Here is a 20,573-nt window from a genome sequence, read left to right as displayed (position 1 = left end):
CGTATAGACCAATTTTAGCAGATTCCGGCAGAAATGTCTTTAGTTATTTGAAAATTCTTTCTTTTTTGATATTTATGGTAAAACCCCGGCGAGGATGGACCGGTCGCATCCAGAAAAACCTTTCCCGTATTCCCGCAGCCCAATCCCTCATGCTTAGTTTACTACAAATGCGCAATATACTCTTTTAAACACGCGATGGTTCTCTGCCGGCTGCATTTGTGCCGTTCCTCATCGGCCATTAGCCTTAAATAATCACAGAATGCAGAGGCCAACCGCGCCTCAATAACGTTGACCACCGTAAAGGGGTTCTCTGCTCTGATAAGCATCGCCCGCCCGTTGCCCTGAACAAACATAATCAGCGAATTTTCCGCCGCTTTATCTGTGATAATCACATTGTACATTTCCGTAGATTCCAATTTATCTATAATATTTTGCAGATGCGCTTTATATTCGTCCACTGTATAAAAGTACGGTTTGCTAAAAAGCAACGTGTTTGGGATTGGAACCTCTCCATTTCTCACCGCTTCGGGTAATGCAAGGCAGATCATATTCTCTATTCTATGGTTTTTTAACGTTTTTTCCATTGCTTCAATGCTGAGCAAATGAAGCCCATAGCACTGTTCCGCCATTTTTGTGCCCTCTTGCCTGCATATATTCTCCATGATTTCAGCAGGAAGCATATATGTGGACAGAGAGGCAAATTTGTGGAGTCTGTCTGCGAAATCGTCTGTAATCGACGAAATGTAAGGATACAGTTTGTCGATGGTTCCTTCTGTAAAAATTTCCATCATTGGCTTACAGAGCGCCAAATAATCGTCGAATTTTTGCGCATAGGCATCTACTACTTCCGGAACCGTGGTGAGCGTTGTCATACGGCTTGGTACTGTATCGCCGATTGATTCGGAATAGAGCGCGCCCAAACCAGGCACAACGAGCATGGTACGGCGAAACAGCTTGTCCCTTAGCCAAGGATAATAATACGCGCGGATTGCACCGGCAACATACGCGGGAAGCCATCTTTGTATTATTATGAGAGCTTCGTCAATATTGGCGGTGGGCGCGACAATATGCGTGAAAGTACATCCGGACTGTACAGAGGAACGCAATATCCGAGAAGCTTCCTCCTCAAATCTGGCGTCTTCACATATCCAGTCCTGACATTCATCGGATGCAATCAGTATATGGTAGGGTTTTCCGGAATCAAACAGCAGCCGGGCAAAGTCCGCGATCGCCTGGCGTTTTCCCTCATTGCCATAATAGATGGCAAAATCATTTTCCTGCGGATGCCAGTTTTTCGCTTCGAAAATATAATCCTTCGATTTATCTGCTTTGTATTGGCTAATATTGTATAAAAAATGTTCCGCCCTGGTTTTGGGCCGGTCTTCATCTTTGGTACTTAACCACTCAAACAGAATATTCGATAAATGGCGCTCGGTGATATCCGCCTGAATCCGAAAGTTCCCTGTCAAATCGGCAAGGGCGGACAGGCGGTATTCATCGCTGCAGCATTTTGCAAAATAGTCTGCCATCAAGCGGCAGAGCTGCGGTTTACGCGGCTGTTCCCTGGCACCGGTTTTCATGCGGCTGATCTGTGACTGGTCTATATGAATGGCTCTTGCAAGATCTGAATTCTTTGTCATAGTCAAGGCAAGCAGTGCTGATAATTTTTTACTAAAAGTCATGTTCTCACCTCATATGAACAGTATATCAGATTCTAAATTCCATCTCAAGCCAAAATGGCAATATTTATGACAAAATTGGCAATGCCAAAAAGTCATACCCTCTTGAGTATCCGCAAAAACATCCATAAAATGATATATTATGCAGGAATTATTGCAAGGATTAAAAAGAGGCCTTGATTTGCTGCACAATAGGCATATTAAAAATGACATAAATTATGCCTGTAAGGAAACGCGGTAAAAGCAGCGATGCGGGAACCGTTTTTTATTTGCAGTGAACTTGTCCCTTTTTTGTCCGAATTCAGAAAAGGTGGTGTAAAGTGAATGCCATTTTAAAAATATTGGTTGTCCAATTTTAACGACCCTTGGAGAATATCGTTTGCTTAAAAATAGAATTGGAGGGTACAAATGCAGTTTGCCAAAACCACAAATTACGCAATGAGCCTTGTGTATTATCTGGCTGCGGAAGGACAGATTTGTAACACTGTCCAGCTGTCTACAAGCCTGGGGATTCCCCCAAGCTACGTGCCCAAAGTAATCAGGCTGCTGAAGCAGGCCGGCCTGATTGATGCTGTCAAGGGCAGCCATGGGGGGTACCGTCTGGCCAAGCCGCCTGAAAGCATTACGATGCTGGAAATTCTCAGCTGTACGGAAAAAAGTATGAAAGCAGACCTATTTTTAACGTCAGAACCAGGCAGTGCATCTTCTGACATGCCGGACTACCTGCGCCGGGCGTATGAGCAAGCCCAATGGGAGATTGAAGACCGGTTCGGCGGAACTACCATTGCTGCGCTGATGGACTCACAGGGCTGCAAGATCCGAACTCATTTAATGAATATAATGGTGGATGTTCAGGCGGACACCTATTTTACCCAGTACATACACGATGACGGCATCAGTCAGATTCTCCCTTCCAGCGGGCGTTACTCGCAGCTCATTGTGGAGTACACTACGGGCTTTATCCATCCCGATGACAGGAAAGGGGTGGAAGCCTTTATGAAGAAAGGCGCCGAAGTTCGATCTCAAGATGAATCTTACACCAAAGAACGTATCTATTACCGCTTTAAAACGAGTAACGGTTACCTCTGGATGGAAATGATCCTTTTTCGCGGCTGGGTAAGCGGAGCGCAAACTTTGATGCTGACCATTAACAATGCCGCCACAGTCCAGTTTGAACTGAACGCTCTGGACGAGGCGGTGATCCAAAAACGGCAGGAGCTTCAACACAGCTATTGGGATCTCATTGCCATGTTTCAGTTTGTGCTGGATAATATTTCGCCAGAGGGCAAGGGCCACAGCCGCGGAGTGGTGCATCGAACCGGAAAGCTGTTGTGGGCGATGAGAGAGTTGTATCCCGACGCCGCGCTGCCTGTAGAGGAAATCTGTGCAATCTCCAGGCTGGCGGCGCTGCATGATATCGGCAAGCTGACCATCCCCAGGGATATCTTGGCAAAGCCCGGAGCCTTAACTCCGGAGGAGCGAAAGCTGATGCAGGCCCATACTACCCAAGGAGCTGAATTGGCACAAAAGATTCCCACCTTGACGGACAATCCGGAATGGTCTGTATTTGTTTACAACATCTGCCGATTTCATCATGAGCGGTACGACGGACGCGGTTATCCGGACGGGCTGGCCGGTGAGGAGATCCCCTTGTGCGCTCAGGTGGTGGGTATTGTGGATTGCTACGACGCATTGACCAATGATCGGGTATACAATTCGCGTTATTCCCATGAGGAGGCTGTAAACATGATTATGCGGGACGAATGCGGCGTATTTTCTCCGCGAATTAAATACAGCTTTCTTGCCGCCACCCAAAAGATCGACTGGCATATGGTGGTGGACAACCACTAAAACAGAAGATTATCTAATTTATGGATGAAAAACGGATATTTTTAATTCGTTTAACAATAAATCAAAAGGAGCTATCTGATCATGAAACGAAAACTGTTGTCTCTTTTGCTGGCGGCAGTGATGGTAGCCACGGTGTTTAACTCCGTAGCATTGGCTGCCGAAACAGAAGAAAACGAAAAAGAAATCCCGCAAGCTGCCTGCGAGCTTTGCGGGCATATCCACGATGAAAACTGTGGCTACATCGCCTCTGTGGAGGGCGTACCCTGCTTCCATATACATGATGACGCCTGCGGGTTTACAGAAGGCGCGCAGAGTATCCCGTGCAGCCATGAACATACTGAGGAATGCTATCAGCCGGTGACCAATTGTGTCCATGAACACACAGACGCATGCTATCCCGTTCTGGATTCGGTAGATACGCAAGCGTCTGCAGACACAGCGCCCGGCAATGAAGGTGAAATGGAAGCACCTATGGATACTGCTTCGGGGGACGCGGAAGCAGCAGAAACCCCGGTGGAAGGCGATGCAGCGGGAGAAACCCTGTCCCACCCCGTAGAGGAAGGCGTGGAAACCCCGTCCGCTCCCGAGGACGAAGAGGAAGCAATCTCTGTCCTCAATGACGAAGGAGCGGCCCCGGAACCCACAGAGTGCGCCCATGAATGCACCGAGGAAAACGGCTGTATCGCGAAAGAGCTCGCCTGTCCCCACGAGCACGACGCCGCCTGCGGATATATCCCCGGGGAGGGCACGCCCTGCAACCACGTTCACGACGAAAACTGCGGATATGTGGCGCCCGCAGAGGGCGCCGACTGCACACATGTGTGCAGTGCAGCAGGTATACCTGCTGCACTAATTAACCCTATCGGCGGCAACAACGGAGCAGAACATTTGGTTTCGTCAGAGGCTGAAATGAAGGACATCCTGGGAAACAGCGAGACAAATGTTGTAATTCGTGTAAAAGGAACCATTGAAATGAGCCCCATTTCCATCCCTGCCGGAAAACAGGTCGCCTTAATGCCTGCTGACGGAGAGGACAGCTGTCTGATCAGCAAGGGTCACAAGATGATCACCGTTGCCAGCGGTGCGACGCTCACCCTGGCGGGTTCCGGCACAAATACCCTGACCATCGACGGAGAAAATACATATGGCCAGCTGGTCTATGTTGAAGGAACCCTTGTCATGGAAGACGGCTCGGCAGTAACCCGGGGGTTCTATGATACAAGCTCCGACATCTGCTATGGCGGAGGAATTTATGTTGCTGAAGACGGTTCATTTGTGATGAATGGCGGAGAAGTTTCAAATAGTTCCGCAGAACAGGGCGGCGGAGTTGCTGTTAGAAACGGAATATTCAAGATGAGCGGCGGAAAAATTATCGATAACAATAATCCGCAAAATAATGAAAAAGGCGGCGGAGTCTATGTCGATGGTGAAAAGGGCTCCTTGCAATTATCCGGCAATGCATTGATCCAGGGAAATACCGCCAATGACGGAGACGGTCCCGTAGGCGCCGGTGGCGGGGTTTATATTTGTGATGGAGCCGCCTTTGAAATGACTGGCGGTACTATTACGAAGAACAAGGTAGAAAACGGATCGGGAGATTGCTACGGCGGCGGCGTTGCCATCCGTAACGCAACGGGAGTGATCTCGGGCGGAACAATTTCTTCTAACGAAGCGTCCACCTGCGGCGGCGGAATTTCCTGTTCCAGCGGCGGCGGATTTACCCCCACGGACGGTTACACTGGAGAGGCCATCTTGACGATCACCGGCGACGCGAAGATCATCAACAATACTGCCGGCGCAAATGATCAGACAAGCGCTATGCGCGGCGGCGGCGGTATTTATAACTGCGGCACGCTCAATGTCGAAGGCGGAGTGATCAGCGGCAACAAAGCGTACTGCGGCGGCGGTATTGCCAATCAAGGACATAGCAGCTCTTCAGAAAGCGGCACGCTCAATCTCACTGGCGGAGAAATCCGCGGCAACACTGCCGAGACCGGCGGCGGAATCGGCAACGAGCAAACGGTTCATATCGCCGGCGGAACGATCTCCGGCAATACCGCAACCGAAGCCGGTAACGGCATTTATCAGTATTGGATTTTAAACTTGTCCGGCGCGCCGGTATGGGGCGAGGACGACGACATCGCCCTGGTCGATTATTATCACTATAAATATGGTCTACAATATAAAACCACCATCAGCAAGGCCGGAGATTTTACCTTTGCGGGCAGATTGCCGGTCACCCTTTACTCAACCTCTAAAGACGCCGATAAAACAGCGGAACAGGTCGGGAGAAACCTGGTTGAAACCTATCTCGCAGATGTTTCCCCAGCGGATCTGCAAAAATTTGATGTCCGCACAAAGGGAGACTTCACCGCGGTCTATACGGAAACAGACGCCGAACAGCAGAGCCCTGTTGTTCCGGTTTTGGAATTGGCACAGGGCGTCAAATATCAGGTGGAGTATTATTACCAGTCGTCGGATGGAAGCTACGCTGCACTTCCCACGGAGACAAAGACCTTCTCCGGGCCGCTGGGAGCCCATACCATAATCCCCGAAGAGGTTGTCACCTACAATGGCAGCCAATTTTCCTTTGACCAAGCGAACGCAAACAATGTGCTCAGCCTGGAATTAACCACTCCGATGCCCGCCGGCAGCGTGTTTAAGGTTTATTATGAAGCGTATGCCCCCAAATACACGGTCTCCTATGACGCCAACGGCGGCAGCGGCACAGTCCCGGCGAAACCTACCAAGTATAAGGCGAACGCAATCGTAACCGTTCTTTCCAACACCTTTACCAGGGAGGGTATGACATTCACCGGCTGGAAGGACGGCGAAGGCAACGACTACACAGTCGGTTCTACCTTTACGATGCCGGCGAAGGATGTAGCCCTGTTCGCCCAATGGGAATCCAACAGCGGTGGCGGCGGAAGCAGCAACGGTGGAAACGGTGGCGGTGGAAACAGTGGCGGCGGCGGTGACGACGACACCTACTATACTCTGACCTTCCGGACCAATGGCGGATCCCCTATTTCCAGCAGAAGGGTGACGGAATATACGACCGTACGGCTGACACAACGCCCCACAAAGGATAGCTACACCTTTGAAGGCTGGTATGCAGATCAGGCGTTGACCCAAAAAATCTCCTCTGTGTATATGGACCGGGATAAAACGGTCTATGCCAAATGGACGCAGGGCACGACTTTCCCGCTTGATCCCAACCGTCCGGCTGATCCGGCAAAACCCGGAACGCCAGCCGGCCCGGGCACCGCACCGAATCCAAAACCCCTGCCGGATACGGGCGCTTCCTCCATGTCCGGCCTTTGGCTGGCGGTGAGCGTTCTCTCAGGAGCAGGGCTGGTTTGGATAAACAGAAAGAAACGCTGCCGGTAAGCGGAACAATATTAAGCCAAAGAGACAGAAAGAAAATTCTTTCTGTCTCTTTGGGTATTCCATCTGCCAAAGATACCGTATTGAGCCGGAGGGATGAAATGACGAAAAAACAGATGATAAGCGGAGCTTTGGCTGCAGTATTCTTGATCTCCACTGCATGTTGGGTCGGTATTGTTCTCAAGAATGAGAAAGATAAAGCTGCGTTTGAGCAGCTTCGGGATCAGGTTCAGGCGACCGCTTCTCATGAAAAAGCGCCGAGCGATCCACCGGCAGAAATACAAGAAGATATGGCTGGACCGCGGGTTCTCCCGCAATATGCAAAGCTGCATGAACAAAATCCGGATATGGCCGGCTGGATTAAAATCGAAGGAACAAATCTGAGCTACCCGGTGATGTATACCCCCGATGATGTGGAATATTACCTTAGAAAAGACTTCTACAAAAATGATTCCATAGCCGGAACGCCTTTTATCGGATACGACTGCACATTGGATCCCCGCAGTGACAATCTGCTCTTGTACGGCCACAACATGAAAAGCGGGGACACCATGTTCACGCCCCTCCTCTCCTATCAGGAACAATCTTTTTGGCGGGAGCACCCCGTCATCCAATTTGACACCCTGTACGAAACAGGCAAATATGATATCGTGGCGGTTTTTCATGTGACGGCGGATGCGGGAAACGGCCACTTTGCATTTTATAATTTTACCGATGCTGAAAACGAAGAAGAATTTTATACATTCGTAGATACCTGTAAAGAATTATCGCTGTATGACACCGGAGTAACCGCATCATATGGGGATGAATTAATCACTCTTACCACCTGCAACTTTTACAGTGAAAATGGGAGATTTGTGGTAGTCGCAAGACTAAAAATGACGAATGATACTGCTTCGCAATCAAACGGGCGGGCAACGGCATTTTGCCCCAATCCCTTAAAACATCGTTCTGCTGTGTGATAAAACAGGCAAGGCGGATTTTATGGTGTGCGCAATCTAAATTTTGCGCACGCCATAAATCTTTTCTCCATTGCTTACTGGATGTCCATAAAGAGCGCGTTAAGGATAATCCTGAGCTGTCGCTGCCTTCCCGCCGGCATTTTGCGATACTGCTCCTGGAATTTCAGGTAGTCGTCATAAGATAATGGCCGGTAGTCTTCCTGCCGCGCTTCCCCCTTCGTCCCTGCATGCTGTTCTTCCTCTTCATGGATCAGCTCCTCCAACGTCGTGCCCAGAGATTTCGCGATGTGTTCCAGCGTCGCCTTCGTAGGGTTTGTTACAATCCCACGTTCAAACCGACTGATATAGGAGGGGCTCATATAGGTGTCGAGGGCAAAATGCAGCTGCGTTTTGCCTGTCCGTTCCCTATACTTTTTGATTTTTTTACCAACGATCTTGCCGATCTCCATAATAAATACCCCCTTGATTATGATGATACAGGAATTTATCGGCAAAAATCTTCTTTTTGTACCTAAGCAAATCGATACAATAGTCCTTATATTTTATACAAATTGTAATCAAAAGACCTCCGTCCCAAAACAGACGGAGGCCTTCGCAGGATTCATAAGCCGAGCTGATAGATCCGGTTGGCGTTGCCAAAAAAGATATCTTCCTGGAATCGTTCCGGCACCAGGCGCCCGATAAAAGCAATATATTCCTTGAGGTTCACAAGCGGCCAATCGGTGCCGAACATGACCCGGTCGTAGCAGTCCGCATATTTCATCCAGATCCGCAGCTGTTCGACATAGCCGCCGTTTTCCGCAAAAAAGGCGCAGGGGTTGACCCGACCCTCCAATAGTCCGGACAGGTCAACCGCAACGTTATCGTTTTTCTCGAGCACCGCCGCCGCATCCACCAGCCATGGATTCCCAAAATGGCACATGACAAACTGCACCTGCGGATACCGCACCGCCAATTCGTCCAGTGTCAGCGGATGACTATATTTGAGCAGCGCGCCTTTCCCGGCGGTCGCGCCCGTGTGGATTGCCACCGGTTTTTGATAGCGCGCGGCAAGCTCATAAAAGGGGGCATAAATCTGATCGGTCACATAAGTGCTGTTGTAACCCGGATACAATTTGATCCCCACACAGTTTTTCCGCTGCAGATGCAGTTGCACCTGTTCCACGGTCTGCTGGTAGCTTTCCTCCCGCAGACGCTCTTCATCCAAACCGACACAGTAGCTGAGAAATGGCGGATAATCCCCCTGTGCAGACAAGCCGCGGTTCCCCATCACAACACCATGAACGATCCCCAGTTTTCCATACTGTTCGCTCAGATGTTCCGCCGTATTTTCATGCCCGGCGGCGGCAGCGATGCCGTCGAAATATTCCGCCCTGCAAAAATGAAGGTGTGCATCAATTATTTTCAAAAGAGAAGATCTCCTTTCACAGACAGGTTTTCGTAAGCAGCAACGTACTATATTATATCACCAGCGCGAAGCGTTTTGTGATATTAAAGCACAGCACACGGCCGCAACCGCTTCAGTCCCGCCCAAGGCGGACGCAATTTGGCATTTTTTCAAATTGCCCGCGCTTATTATAGCACTTTTTTGTCCGCCTGCAACCTTCCATGAAAAGTGAAAATCCACGCTGCTTAAAAACCAGGCTGTTCGATCCTGTATAGCGCGTTCAGAACGCTCCAGTTTTCCGGGAATGGACGCATCAGGTTCCAGTAGCCCGCTCCGCGCAGACCGTATTCAGCCACCAGTTCCAGTTTTGTACGGATGCTTTTGGCATCTTCGAACCAGACCTCGTGCTCGGCCGATCCATCCTGATAACGGAAATGGGGCGCCTGCGCGGTACTGCTGTACTCGATCTGCACGCCGTATTCCGCGGCAATCTGTACAGCCCGGACGTTTGATATCGACTTCGCAGCAGTCACGCCCTGCACATATGGAAGCGGCCAGTCGTAACCGTAATTCGGGATGCCCATGAAAATCTTTTCCGGCTGGATGCGCGTGACCGCGTAATCAAGCCCCTCCCGGACATTCCCCACCGGCGCGACCGCCATCGGCGGGCCATACCGGTACCCCCATTCATAGGTCATCAGCAAAACACCGTTTGCCGCTTCCCCAACCGCCTGGTAATCGTGCCCTTCCAGAAGCAGCCCCTTCTGATCATCGGAAGTCTTGGCCGCCAACGCCGCAAAGACTTCGTATCCGGCCGGGTTCAGCTGCCCGCGCATCCGGCCTACAAAGTCCGCAAAAAGCTTTTTATCCGCGGCATAAAGGTTTTCAAAATCAATATCCAGCCCAACATAGCCCTTCTCCTGGATGGTTTCAAGCGTCTCTTCAATCAGCCGTTCCTGAATCCGGCGATTCGTCAGCACCAGATGCGCCAGGTCGCTGTCAAACCCAATTGGTTCCCGGAGATTGGAAAGGTGCATCAGCGGGGCCACATCTGTTTCCTTTGCCATCTCGATGAGCTCCTCATCCTCCATTTCAGAGAGCTCCCCGTCCTCCTCAATTTCATAGGTAAACGGCATCAGATAGCTCATAAACGGAAGCGTGTTTTTTAAAAGCCGCCGGTTGACGTCCGGATATGCATAACCGAGCACATCCATACTTCCAAGCTTTTGTTGGCTGAAGGAAATTACCAACTGCTGGCCGGGATAGATGTAGGCCCGTTCAATTAACCCCGGATTGTTGCGGTAGAGCTCGTTGAGTGGGATTTTGTATTTCTGCGCGATCCCATAAAGGGAATCCCCCGCCTGCACCGTATAAAGGTTTTTTGGATATAGGATCACGATCGTCTGTCCCACCACCAGGCGGTCGGCGTTCTGCAGGCCATTATATTGGATGAGCTGCTGTACCGGCACCTGATACCGGCGCGCAATCGAAAAGAGCGTGTCCCCGCGCTCCACCGTATGGATGACCATATTATCCTCTCCATTTCTGAAAAATACATTCCATCCTATCTTTATGCTTAAAAATGAAGCTGGATGCAGAAAAGCCCTCCGGGAAGCACTTCCCGGAGGGCTTTTTCAGCGACGGAACCGATGCAGGAAGCCGGCTTTTTTTTCACTTCCCGCGGCAATCCGCCGGAAAGATCCGAAATTGCGCGCCGCCATCATGCCCGCGGCCGCAAGGACGAGCAGTCCCGCTTCCCACCCGGAAAGCGAGGCCGCAAACGGCAGAAACACGATTGGGATCGCTGCCGCACCAACAGCAAGGTAGCCGGTCAGAAACACCAATCCAAGCCCCGCCAGACAACTTGCCGTCCCCCACATGGGGGAATACAGCACCAAGAAGGTGCAGGTCACCGCAACTCCTTTGCCGCCGCGAAACCCATTCCAAAATGGGAAATTGTGACCGCACGCGGCGCCGATTCCCGCATAAAGAACCGCGATTCTTCCCAGCTGCGGGAAAAACGCGAGCCTGCACAGAAGGCAGGCAGCCGCGGTTTTCATAACGTCTCCGCAAAGCACCAGCGCACCCGCTCTTTTCCCGAACAGGCGTGTCATATTGGCTGTTCCAGGGTTCCCCGACCCCATCGTCCGGGCGCTTTTTCCGGTCTTATAATAGGCGAGCAGTTCGGCTGTCAAAATGCAGCCGAGCAGATAGCCTGCAAGAAAACATCCCAAACGTTCCATCAAAAGCCTCCTCTCCGGTCAAACTGCGGACGGCCTGTCACCCCAGTGCTTCGGTGAACATCTTCTCAACAAGCTCGATCGAAGGAACTCCCTCCATCACCTTCACATCGTCCACAAAAAAGGTGGGCACATACCAGTACTGATAACCTTTGATCTTTTCCGGCTCCCGGTTCTCTTCAATCACTTCGATATCAACCGCCCGGTATTCGGGATGGACCGTTTTCAGTTCTTCCATCATCTCAAACGCCTGTTTGCAGTATGGGCAGTCCTCCAAAATCATCATCTTTACATGCTTTGGCATTCTTATCACTCCTTTCCTCGATCATAAGCTGTGCCGTTTGGCCTGATCAGGTAAAATCAAAGACAACCTTCAGCATCTGTCCCGCGTTGTTGCTGAACTCCTCAAAAGCCCGGGGGGCATCGGTCCATTTATAGGTGTTGGTGACAATCCGGTCGATGTCCACCTTGCCGCTTTTCACCAAATCGATCAATTCAAGAAAATCTTTCTTGTAGGCGTTGCGGGAACCAAAGATGTTCAGTTCCTTCTTCTGGATCATGGTAAAGTTGAAGTCAAGATTTTTCTTGCCGACGCCGATGAGGACCATCCGCCCGCCGAACGCCACCGCATCAATGCAGTTCTGGAAGGTGGATGGTAAGCCGACCGCCTCGATTGTGACATCAAAGCCGTTGCCGCCAGTGATCTCATTGACCGCTTTCGCAAGCGCGTCTGGCCCGTCGTTGAGGATGGTGCCGTCAATCCCAAAGCTCTCGGCATACGCGAGCTTACCCTCGGCAACGTCAGCCAGGTATACCTTGGCGCCTTTGGACTTCGCGGCCACCGCCGCCAGAACGCCGATGGTGCCAGCACCGATGACCAGCGCCTTGTCCCCCGGCTGAATATTCGCGCGGGATACGCCGTGGTAGCTGATGCAGAATGGTTCGATCAGCGCAAGGGTTTTCGCAGGCAGCCCCTTGCCGTCATAGATGCGCTCAATGGGCATGGCAATGTATTCGGCGAAAGCGCCTTCCCGCTGCACACCCATCGTCTGGTTGCCGGTGCAGCAGTTGACCAGCCCGCGCTGGCAGGAATAGCAGTGGCCACAGTTGAAGTAGGGGTTCGCGGTAACGACCATGCCGGGTTTGAGTCCTTTGTCGTTCGGGCCGATCTCTACGATCTCAGCGGAAAACTCATGACCCGGGATAAGCGGATAGGAGGCGTACGCCATCGTTCCGCGGTATGTACCCAAATCGCTGCCGCAGATTCCGCCGTACAGGAGTTTCAGCAGCGCTTCGCCTTCTTTGAGGGCAGGCTTTTCCACTTCGCAGATTTCGACCTGGCCCGGTGCATTGATTCGGATTGCTTTCATCAAAAATTCCTCCAGATTTCTATAGATTTTTTGCATGTGACTTCCGACCGTTCCCGATCCAAAGCACGTATTGTATACAACAAAAGATACTGGATGATCCACTGAATGTCAATTGATATTTTATATTTTTTATAAATCTTATTTATTTCGCCCAATGATCACTCCTATTTTATGTGAATTTTTTATAATATACAATCGTTCTGCAATGTATTAAAATAAACGGTAGAGTCCTTAAATCATCCCGTTTGGGATACTTCACATATATTTTCGACTTTACGCGACGTTTTCTCAGGAAAGGAAATCGGAAATGAAAAAAGAAAGCCTGAAACTGCAAGCTTACAACATTATCAAAGAAAAAATCGTCAACTGCGAATATGCGCCCAATACCCTGCTCAACGAGGAAAAGCTACGCGAGGAAATCAACGCCAGCCGTACCCCTATCCGGGACGCGCTCAGCCGCCTGGAACAGGAAGGCCTCATCGTTATCCTTCCAAAGAAAGGGATTATGGTTTCCGGCCTTTCGATCAGCGAAGTCAATATGATTTTTGAGGTACGCATGCTTGTGGAACCCTACGCCCTTGAAACCTATGGCCGCACGCTGAGCGACGAGGTTTTTCTCGGATTTTATTCTCAATTTTCCAACCAGCAGGAATCCCCGCCGGACCGTTATTTTGAGCTGGACGACGAATTCCATCACACCATTGTGGGAGCGATGCCGAACCGGTTCCTGCTCAACACTTACGAGGGAATCCACACCCAAAACCTCCGGTTTCGGGTGATGACCGGACAGGAGCAGGCTGAGCGTATCGAGAACACGGTCAGCGAACATATCGCGATTGCGAAAGCCTGTCTGAAAAAGGACTGGGCGCTCGCCGCCGGAGAGCTGCGCCGCCATCTGATCCAGTCCAAAAACGCCACCTTCGACTTGCTTCTCAAAAATCAGAATTTTTCGATCCGATAGGTAGGATCGAAAAATTTTTAGATGTTGTATACATCATAAGCCAATCATAAGAAACAAGACTTCAGATCGCCTGTCTCACACTCTAGCATCGCTTCGCGGCTTCTTTTCAGAATCGGAGAAAAGGCATCCACGCAAAACTTCAGCGGGGATGCCTTTTTCTGTCCGAAAGCGCGCGTCTTCACGTTTGTCATAAAAATATCCCCTATTCAGGATTTAAAATATATTTCGTGACCTAACTTCTATAAAATGTCCCGGATATCAGCGGAAAAACCTGCCAAAACGCTTTCTATTTTCCTACGACAGGCATATAATAAAATTACACTATTTCTGCGCGTCTTCTGCGCGTCAAACCCCAAAGGATGTCAGGCGTAGAATACCCCACTGGATGAGGAGCGGAAACCATGTCTGCTGAAAATTTGAAAAATCTGCTGGATGCGTTGGCTGATATCAGCGTCTATGTGATTGAGGAGTCGACTCACAAGCTGCTGTATTTTAATCGGCGCTGTCAGGATACCGGCCGCGGAAAGGCTGCGCTCGGAACAAAATGCCACGAAGTCTGGCCCGAGGTCTGCGCAAACTGTCCGCTTAATCTGCTTGGAGATAAACAGTCCGGCCGGCTTGTCTGTTATGATCCGCTCCTGCGGTCCACTGTCGACGTCACCGCAAACCGGATTTTCTGGGATGGGCAGATCCCGGCGGTGGTCGTGACCGCCTCCCCGCACAAATTGGACTTTGAGGAAGAACAGGGTCTGCAAAAAATTGAACAGATGTATGCCAAAAGCCTTGTAACGGTTTTTGGCGAGTGTATTATCGCCAATCTTACAGCTGATTATTACGTCAACTGCCAGAAGGATTCCCTCTGGACAGACATCCCGGAACAGGGAAATTTCGAGATGGAAAACTGCAAATATGCAAAGAAAGTGCTGCATCCCGACGATCTGGAGGCCTTCAACCACCATTTTTCCCGACAGGCGATGCTTCGGCTGTTTGGAGAAGGAAAAAAACAAATATCCAAGAGGCTGCGTCGTTTGACTTCAGACGGAACCTATCACATGGTGGATTTCCATGCGGCAAAAATTCAAGCGCTCGGAGACGCGGAATGCTGGTGTGTACTGGTTTTCCGTGATGTCCAGGATGAATTTCTGCTGGAACAGCAGCGCAATGTGGAAATCAGCCAGCTTGCGACTGCCGCAAAAATTGCCTATCAGATGCTGATTGCCGTAAACCTGACCCAAAACACCTATCACATGCTTGAGTATGAGCGTTTTCCCGTCAAAAAGCCCGGCGACGCGGGCAGCTTCGATGACCTCATCGAAGCCGAGCTTGCCACTGTCCATCCGGATCACCGCCCGGAATTCATCGGTAAATTTTCGCGTGGCGCTTTGACCGCCGCTTTTTCCGGCGGCAAACGCATTGTGACAATGAAGGTGCCCCACCTTGGCGCAGACGGCATTTATCACTGGAACTTTACCCAGGTCGTCCGGGTCGAAAGTCCCTACACCGACGATTTGATTGAAATTACCCTTTCGCGGAACATCGACGACGAACGCCGGATACAGGAAGAGCTGCTCGAAAAGGAACGCCGGACCAAGGTGCTGCTTGAGGAAGCGTTGCAGAAAGCGGAAAGAGCCAGCCAGGCCAAAAGCGATTTCCTTTCGAGGATGAGCCATGATATCCGCACCCCCATGAATGCGATCATGGGGATGACCGAACTTGCACAGCTTCATCTCGGCAGCGAAGAAAAGCTGCGGGACTACCTGCAAAAGATCGCAAGCTCCGGCGCACATCTGCTCGGTCTTATCAACGAAGTGCTGGATGTCAGCAAGATTGAAAGCGGAGCGGTGGGGCTGGAAGAAGCCGAATTTGACCTTCGCGACCTGGTTCGGGACACAGTGGAGCTGGTCCGTATCCCCATCGAAAAAAAACAGCAGGAACTGACAGTGAAGCTTGACGAAGGCCTCCATTCCCGGGTGGTTGGGGATGCGCGGCGGCTCAAACAGGTGCTGGTCAATATCCTTGAAAACGCTTCAAAATATTCTGGCGAACATGGGCAGATCTCCTTCTCGCTGGAGGAGCTCAAAAAGGGCGAACGGCTGGCCGGCACCTACCGGTTTGCGGTAGCGGATAATGGGATTGGGATGAAACCGGAATATCTGGAGCATATTTTTGAGCCGTTTAGCCGGGCTGATGACAGCCGCACCAGCAAAATCACCGGGACCGGCCTGGGAATGACGATCGTGCAGAGCATTGTTGCGATGATGGGCGGCGACATCCAAGTGGAAAGTGCGTACGGGAAGGGCTCCCGATTCCAGATTACAATCTGTCTGTCAAAATGTGACGTTCCAACCGTCATGACGCCGCCGGAAAAGCATCGGGTGAGGGATTCTTTTCCCGGCCTGCGGATCTTGCTGGTGGAAGATAATGAACTCAACCGGCAGATTGCCGCCGAGATGCTTGGGCTGTTGGAAGTGAGTGTTGAAATTGCCGAAAACGGCAGGCAGGCGGTGGATGCGATTTTTTCCCATCCCCCGCTGTATTATGATATGGTTTTTATGGATATCCAGATGCCGGTCCTGAACGGTTACAATGCTACCCGCGAGATCCGGGAGTCAGGCTTGGAGCGGATCGACGAACTCCCGATCGTCGCAATGACAGCCGACGCTTTTGCCGAAGACGCCAGACAGGCGCGGCTGGCTGGGATGGACGGGCATCTTGCCAAGCCGATTTCCATTGACCAGCTGAAAAGCGCCCTTTCCAACTGCCTGCTCTGGAAACAGCGCAACCGGCCGGACCGAGTGGCTTGGGAAGATACCGCTCATTAGCGGGGAAAACAGCTTTTTAGGGATGGTCAATCGCACCGTATAGGACTGCTGCATTTCGGCAAAGAGCCGGCTGACGAAAGTCAGCCGGCTCTTTGCCGTGGGATTTCTATCTAATTTTCCGCAAGATAGCTTCTTCCGATCTCGTCCGCCGCGATGATCGCGTTATACACGAGGTCTTCAGTGATCAAAAAAGGTTCGGAATAGATCAGGCTGTTGCCTTTTGTGGTCTTATGCGCGACGGCAGAAACATTTTCCGGCGTTGGATCAATGTCCATCTGCCCAAGGGTCACCGGCAGTCCCAGCTTTACCAGAAACCGCATGATCCGGTCGAGCTCTTCGGCTGGGGTGTTCTCCAGCACCATCTGCACCACGATGCCGAACGCGACCTTTTCGCCGTGCAGATATTTGTGGGTACAGGGCAGCTCGGTCAGGCCCGAGTGGATGCCGTGCGCGGTCGAACAGCCGGTGTTCTGGAACCCGAGGCCGGAAAGGAGGGTGTTCGCTTCGATGACGTTTTCGACCGCTTCGGTCAGCGCGCCTCGTTCAAGCGCCTGTACCGCCCTGAGACCGTCCGCCATCAGGATGTCATACGCCATCTTCGCAATCGCCATACCCGCTTTGCAGCGTCGATAACCGGTACCGATATAATTTTCGTGATCGGAAGCGTCGTTTGCCCGCGCTTCAAACCAGGTGGCCAGCGCGTCCGCAATACCCGCTATAAACAGGCGTTTCGGCGCTTTGAGGATGATTTCGGTATCCATCAGGACAATTTCCGAGTTGCGCTTCATCTTGACGGCCGCGCGGTGCTCCCCCTTTTCGGTGTAGAGGATGCCAAGCTCGCTCACCGGCGCGTCGGTCGATGCCGCGGTCGGCATAATGATGAGCGGCGTTTCCAGCCCGTTCGCCACAAACTTCGCGGTATCGAGCGTCTTCCCGCCGCCCACACCGACAAAAATCTGAGCCCCGAAGGCCTTCGCGGCTTCGGTTACGCGGTCGATCTCGCTTTGGCAGCATTCACCGCCGAATTTCGCGGTTTCATAGCACGAACCGGTTTCTGCATAAATTTCCTTTAATCGCGCGTTCAGCTCGGTATGGAGAAAACCATCGATCAAAAAATATGCCTTTTCACCATAAATGGAGGTGTATTTCTGAAGATTGTTGAATTCTCCAGGTCCCTGGATATATTTGAGTGGACTACCAAAGGCCCGGCCAGTGGTTTGTACCATAAGACTTCCCCTCCTATTATTCGTTTGTTCAGCGCATCAGCACATTTGGAACCAGGGTCGCAACACCAGGAATGAAAATAATTAGAATCATTGTGGTGACGATAAAAATGACAATCGGAATGATATAGCGCGCAACCTCCTTGATATTCGCACCGGCAATACTCATGGAAAGGAACAGATAGACGCCGACCGGTGGTGTGACGCCGCCAAGCACCGTCGAGATGCAGAACAGCACGCCGAACTGGACCGGGTCCACGCCGAGCCCCATGACCACCGGATAGATGACCGGCAACAGCACGACCATGGCGGCGATCGTCTCCATGAAGCAGCCGATGATCATCATGATCACCGTGATAATCAACATGATGATGATTGGGTTGGTCGAGATTGAAAGCAGGAAATTGCTGATCATGTCACCGACATTCTCCACCGCGAAGATGTAGCTGTAGATGGTCGCGATGCCCATGATCATCATGATCATGGCCGAGGATTCGGTCGCGCGGCGGAAGATGCTGAGCAGTTCCTTCACCTTGATGGTTCGATAGATGAAAAATCCGCAGATGAGCCCGTAGACACAAGCCACAATCCCCGCTTCGGTCGGGGTGAACACGCCGGAGATGACGCCGCCAATGATAATAAGCGGTGTGATCAGCGCAAAAAAGGATTTGCGCAGGGTGATCAGCAGATCCTTTATGCTGAAGGTTCCGGTTCCCTGATCGACATGATGCTTTTTCGCGTAGTAAAAACACATCAACATCATTGCGCCGCCGATCAGGATACCCGGCAGCACGCCGCCCAAAAACAGCTTGCCGACCGAGTCACCAGTGAGCGAGCCATAGATGATCATGTTCATGCTCGGCGGGATGATCGGGCCGAGCGCGCCGCCGCCCGCAATCAGCGCCGCGACGAAGCCGCGGTTGTAGCCGGTCTTTTTCAGCTGCGGGGTGGTCAGCGAACCGATCGCGCTGATCGAAGCCGCGCCGGAGCCGGAGATGGCCGCAAAGATCATATTGGCCAGAACGCACACCGCGCCGAGGCCGCCTTTCATCCAGGAAACGCACGCCCGGCAGAAATCCAGAATCCGGTCTGAGAGTTTTGCCGCCCCCATGATTTCGCCCGCCAGGATAAAGAACGGGCAGGCCATCAGCGGAAAAGAATTGAGTCCGCGCACAATCTGCTGCACCACCATAAAAAGCGGCGCATCGCCGCCAAATGCGACCGCGCACAATCCGGAAAGCCCGATTGCGAAACAGACCGGCACACCGATTGCAATAAAAATCAGCAGCAGTACGACTGCGATTGCAAGCATACTCATTCGTCTTTCTCCCCCTTCCAGATCGCAGCTGTCGTTTTGGGAAGCGTTGCAATATAAGAAAGCAGCATCATCACCGCCCCCACAGCAAAAGAGGCATAGACAAACGAGAAGGACAGCGGCAGGGTCGCAGCCATCGAGCTCTTGGTCCTGTTGATCAGTTCGATCGAAGCCGGAAAGATCCACACCAGGAACACCACGCACATCAGTCTTCCAATCAGATATAGAACCGCCTTGGTTTTGTTGTTCTTGAGAAATCCTTGCAGGATATCGATGGAAACATGGCCGTCGCTGCGCACCGTAAGCGCGGCGCCAATGAACACCATCCAGATGCAGCAGAACCGCATCGTCTCCTCCGACCACGGGATCGAATAGTTGAAAACATACCGGCCACAGACCTGGATCGTGCCGAGGACCACGATCGCCCCGAACAGAATCGCACAGGCCCACACCTGCAGCATTTCAATAAAATGATCTATCTTGTGGAAAATTTTCATAGCCGTTCTCCTTTTTCAAGGTTTTCGCCCGCGATGATCATCCGTTTCGGGAACCGGCAGATTGAGCCCCGGCTTGGCGCAGTGGGACATCCCCGCATCCACAAAAATCTCATTCGCGCTGATCGCGCCCGCGGCGCTGCTTGCCAGAAACAGGCCGGTGAATGCGATCTCCTGCGGGTCGATGAACCGGCGCTGCGGGACATAGGACAGGATGAGCTCCCGCGCTTCTTCGGTCGATATCCCATGCAGGTCGCCCAGCCGCTCGACCATCCGGTCCGCCATCGCAGTCTTTGCCCAGCCCGGGCAGATCGCATTGACGGTGACTCCATAGGGGGCCAGCTCGAGCGCCCACACCCTTGTAACACCGGAAACAGCCGCTTTTGTAAAGGTGTAGGGCGAGTAGGTCTCCATGCCGACCGCCGCCTGAATGGAGGACATGTTGATGATCCGTCCGCGCCCGCTTTTTTTCAGCATCGGGACGAGACGCTTGGTCACCAGCATCAATCCACGCACGTTCACCTTGTAAAGCCGATCGAGCGTATCTGTTTCCAGTTCGCCTATCTGCTGTTTGGCAATGATCCCCGCGATATTGCAAAGCGCGTCGATCCCCCCGAATTGTGCCGCCGTTTCCCGGGCGGCTTTTTCGATGCTGTCTTCTCTGCAAACGTCGGTTTCGCAGAAGAGATACCGCTGCGGAAAACGCTGTGCCAGCCTCTTGGCCGGATCACTCTCCTGGAGATCCCAGTTGGCAACATACGCTCCATGTTCCAAAAATGCTTCTGCAAACGCTATGCCGATCACCCCGGAAGCACCGGTGATCACTGTCTTGATTCCCATGACGTCGATTTCCTGCATACAAAGCCCCCCTTCCCTTTCAGA

General features: G+C 51.7%; 16 protein-coding genes. 5 read left to right on the top strand and 11 right to left on the bottom strand.

The annotated features are described in order from the left end of the window. Positions 1-161 precede the first annotated feature (161 nt). Complete coding sequence (locus DWV16_RS07125; RefSeq protein ID WP_118478457.1) at positions 162-1,682, bottom strand: hypothetical protein; 1,521 nt, start codon at positions 1,680-1,682, stop codon at positions 162-164. A gap of 405 nt (positions 1,683-2,087) precedes the next feature. Between DWV16_RS07125 and DWV16_RS07120 the strand changes: the two genes are divergently transcribed. The 3 genes from DWV16_RS07120 to DWV16_RS07110 all read left to right on the top strand — a co-directional run bounded on the left by DWV16_RS07120 (position 2,088) and on the right by DWV16_RS07110 (position 7,879). Further along, a complete protein-coding gene (locus DWV16_RS07120; RefSeq protein WP_118478455.1) occupies positions 2,088-3,530 on the top strand; it encodes an Rrf2 family transcriptional regulator in 1,443 nt (480 codons plus the stop codon). 81 nt (positions 3,531-3,611) lie between these two features. After that, positions 3,612-6,920: an InlB B-repeat-containing protein gene (locus tag DWV16_RS07115; RefSeq protein ID WP_118478453.1), complete on the top strand. Its 3,309-nt coding sequence runs from the start codon at positions 3,612-3,614 to the stop codon at positions 6,918-6,920. Further along, on the top strand, positions 6,890-7,879 hold the full coding sequence (locus DWV16_RS07110; RefSeq protein ID WP_147349442.1) for a class B sortase: 990 nt from the start codon (positions 6,890-6,892) through the stop codon (positions 7,877-7,879). The genes DWV16_RS07115 and DWV16_RS07110 overlap by 31 nt, the downstream gene beginning before the upstream one ends. A 74-nt stretch (positions 7,880-7,953) precedes the next feature. Here the strand turns inward: DWV16_RS07110 and DWV16_RS07105 are convergent, their stop codons facing one another. From DWV16_RS07105 to DWV16_RS07080, 6 genes are all read right to left on the bottom strand, one after another. Then, on the bottom strand, positions 7,954-8,328 hold the full coding sequence (locus tag DWV16_RS07105) for a helix-turn-helix domain-containing protein (protein WP_066459791.1): 375 nt from the start codon (positions 8,326-8,328) through the stop codon (positions 7,954-7,956). A gap of 152 nt (positions 8,329-8,480) precedes the next feature. Then, positions 8,481-9,287, bottom strand: a complete 807-nt coding sequence (locus DWV16_RS07100) for an amidohydrolase family protein (protein WP_066459793.1) — start codon at positions 9,285-9,287, stop codon at positions 8,481-8,483. A gap of 224 nt (positions 9,288-9,511) precedes the next feature. After that, positions 9,512-10,795: a LysM peptidoglycan-binding domain-containing protein gene (locus DWV16_RS07095; protein ID WP_118478449.1), complete on the bottom strand. Its 1,284-nt coding sequence runs from the start codon at positions 10,793-10,795 to the stop codon at positions 9,512-9,514. 105 nt (positions 10,796-10,900) lie between these two features. After that, positions 10,901-11,509 carry a glycerol-3-phosphate acyltransferase gene (locus DWV16_RS07090; RefSeq protein ID WP_243007285.1) on the bottom strand — a complete coding sequence of 203 codons (609 nt, stop codon included), beginning with the start codon at positions 11,507-11,509 and terminating at the stop codon, positions 10,901-10,903. 37 nt (positions 11,510-11,546) lie between these two features. Next, positions 11,547-11,810, bottom strand: coding sequence for a thioredoxin family protein (locus DWV16_RS07085; RefSeq protein WP_066459802.1), 264 nt, complete (start codon positions 11,808-11,810; stop codon positions 11,547-11,549). 46 nt (positions 11,811-11,856) lie between these two features. After that, entirely contained in the window at positions 11,857-12,876 is a 1,020-nt protein-coding gene (locus DWV16_RS07080) for a zinc-binding alcohol dehydrogenase family protein (protein ID WP_118478445.1), read from the bottom strand. Positions 12,877-13,183: 307 nt separating this feature from the next. On the opposite strand from DWV16_RS07080, the gene DWV16_RS07075 reads away from it, so the two are divergent. After that, positions 13,184-13,837, top strand: a complete 654-nt coding sequence (locus DWV16_RS07075; RefSeq protein WP_066459804.1) for a GntR family transcriptional regulator — start codon at positions 13,184-13,186, stop codon at positions 13,835-13,837. Between the two features lie 401 nt (positions 13,838-14,238). After that, on the top strand, positions 14,239-16,659 hold the full coding sequence (locus DWV16_RS07070) for an ATP-binding protein (RefSeq protein WP_118478443.1): 2,421 nt from the start codon (positions 14,239-14,241) through the stop codon (positions 16,657-16,659). Between the two features lie 110 nt (positions 16,660-16,769). Here the strand turns inward: DWV16_RS07070 and DWV16_RS07065 are convergent, their stop codons facing one another. The 4 genes from DWV16_RS07065 to DWV16_RS07050 are packed head-to-tail and all read right to left on the bottom strand — an operon-like array spanning position 16,770 to position 20,549. After that, positions 16,770-17,885: a glycerol dehydrogenase gene (locus DWV16_RS07065; RefSeq protein WP_066459808.1), complete on the bottom strand. Its 1,116-nt coding sequence runs from the start codon at positions 17,883-17,885 to the stop codon at positions 16,770-16,772. A gap of 28 nt (positions 17,886-17,913) precedes the next feature. After that, positions 17,914-19,200 (bottom strand): TRAP transporter large permease, encoded by a 1,287-nt coding sequence (locus tag DWV16_RS07060; RefSeq protein WP_243007284.1) that lies wholly within the window; start codon positions 19,198-19,200, stop codon positions 17,914-17,916. Then, a complete protein-coding gene (locus DWV16_RS07055) occupies positions 19,197-19,694 on the bottom strand; it encodes a TRAP transporter small permease (RefSeq protein ID WP_066459811.1) in 498 nt (165 codons plus the stop codon). The genes DWV16_RS07060 and DWV16_RS07055 overlap by 4 nt, the downstream gene beginning before the upstream one ends. Positions 19,695-19,709: 15 nt before the next feature. Beyond that, a complete protein-coding gene (locus DWV16_RS07050) occupies positions 19,710-20,549 on the bottom strand; it encodes an SDR family NAD(P)-dependent oxidoreductase (protein ID WP_158572810.1) in 840 nt (279 codons plus the stop codon). Positions 20,550-20,573: the final 24 nt, after the last annotated feature.

This window comes from Anaerotruncus sp. AF02-27 (assembly GCF_003465835.1).
Lineage (GTDB): Bacteria > Bacillota > Clostridia > Oscillospirales > Ruminococcaceae > Anaerotruncus > Anaerotruncus rubiinfantis.
Note: the sequence above shows the minus strand (reverse complement) of the source record. Positions and strands in the feature narration are given on the sequence as shown.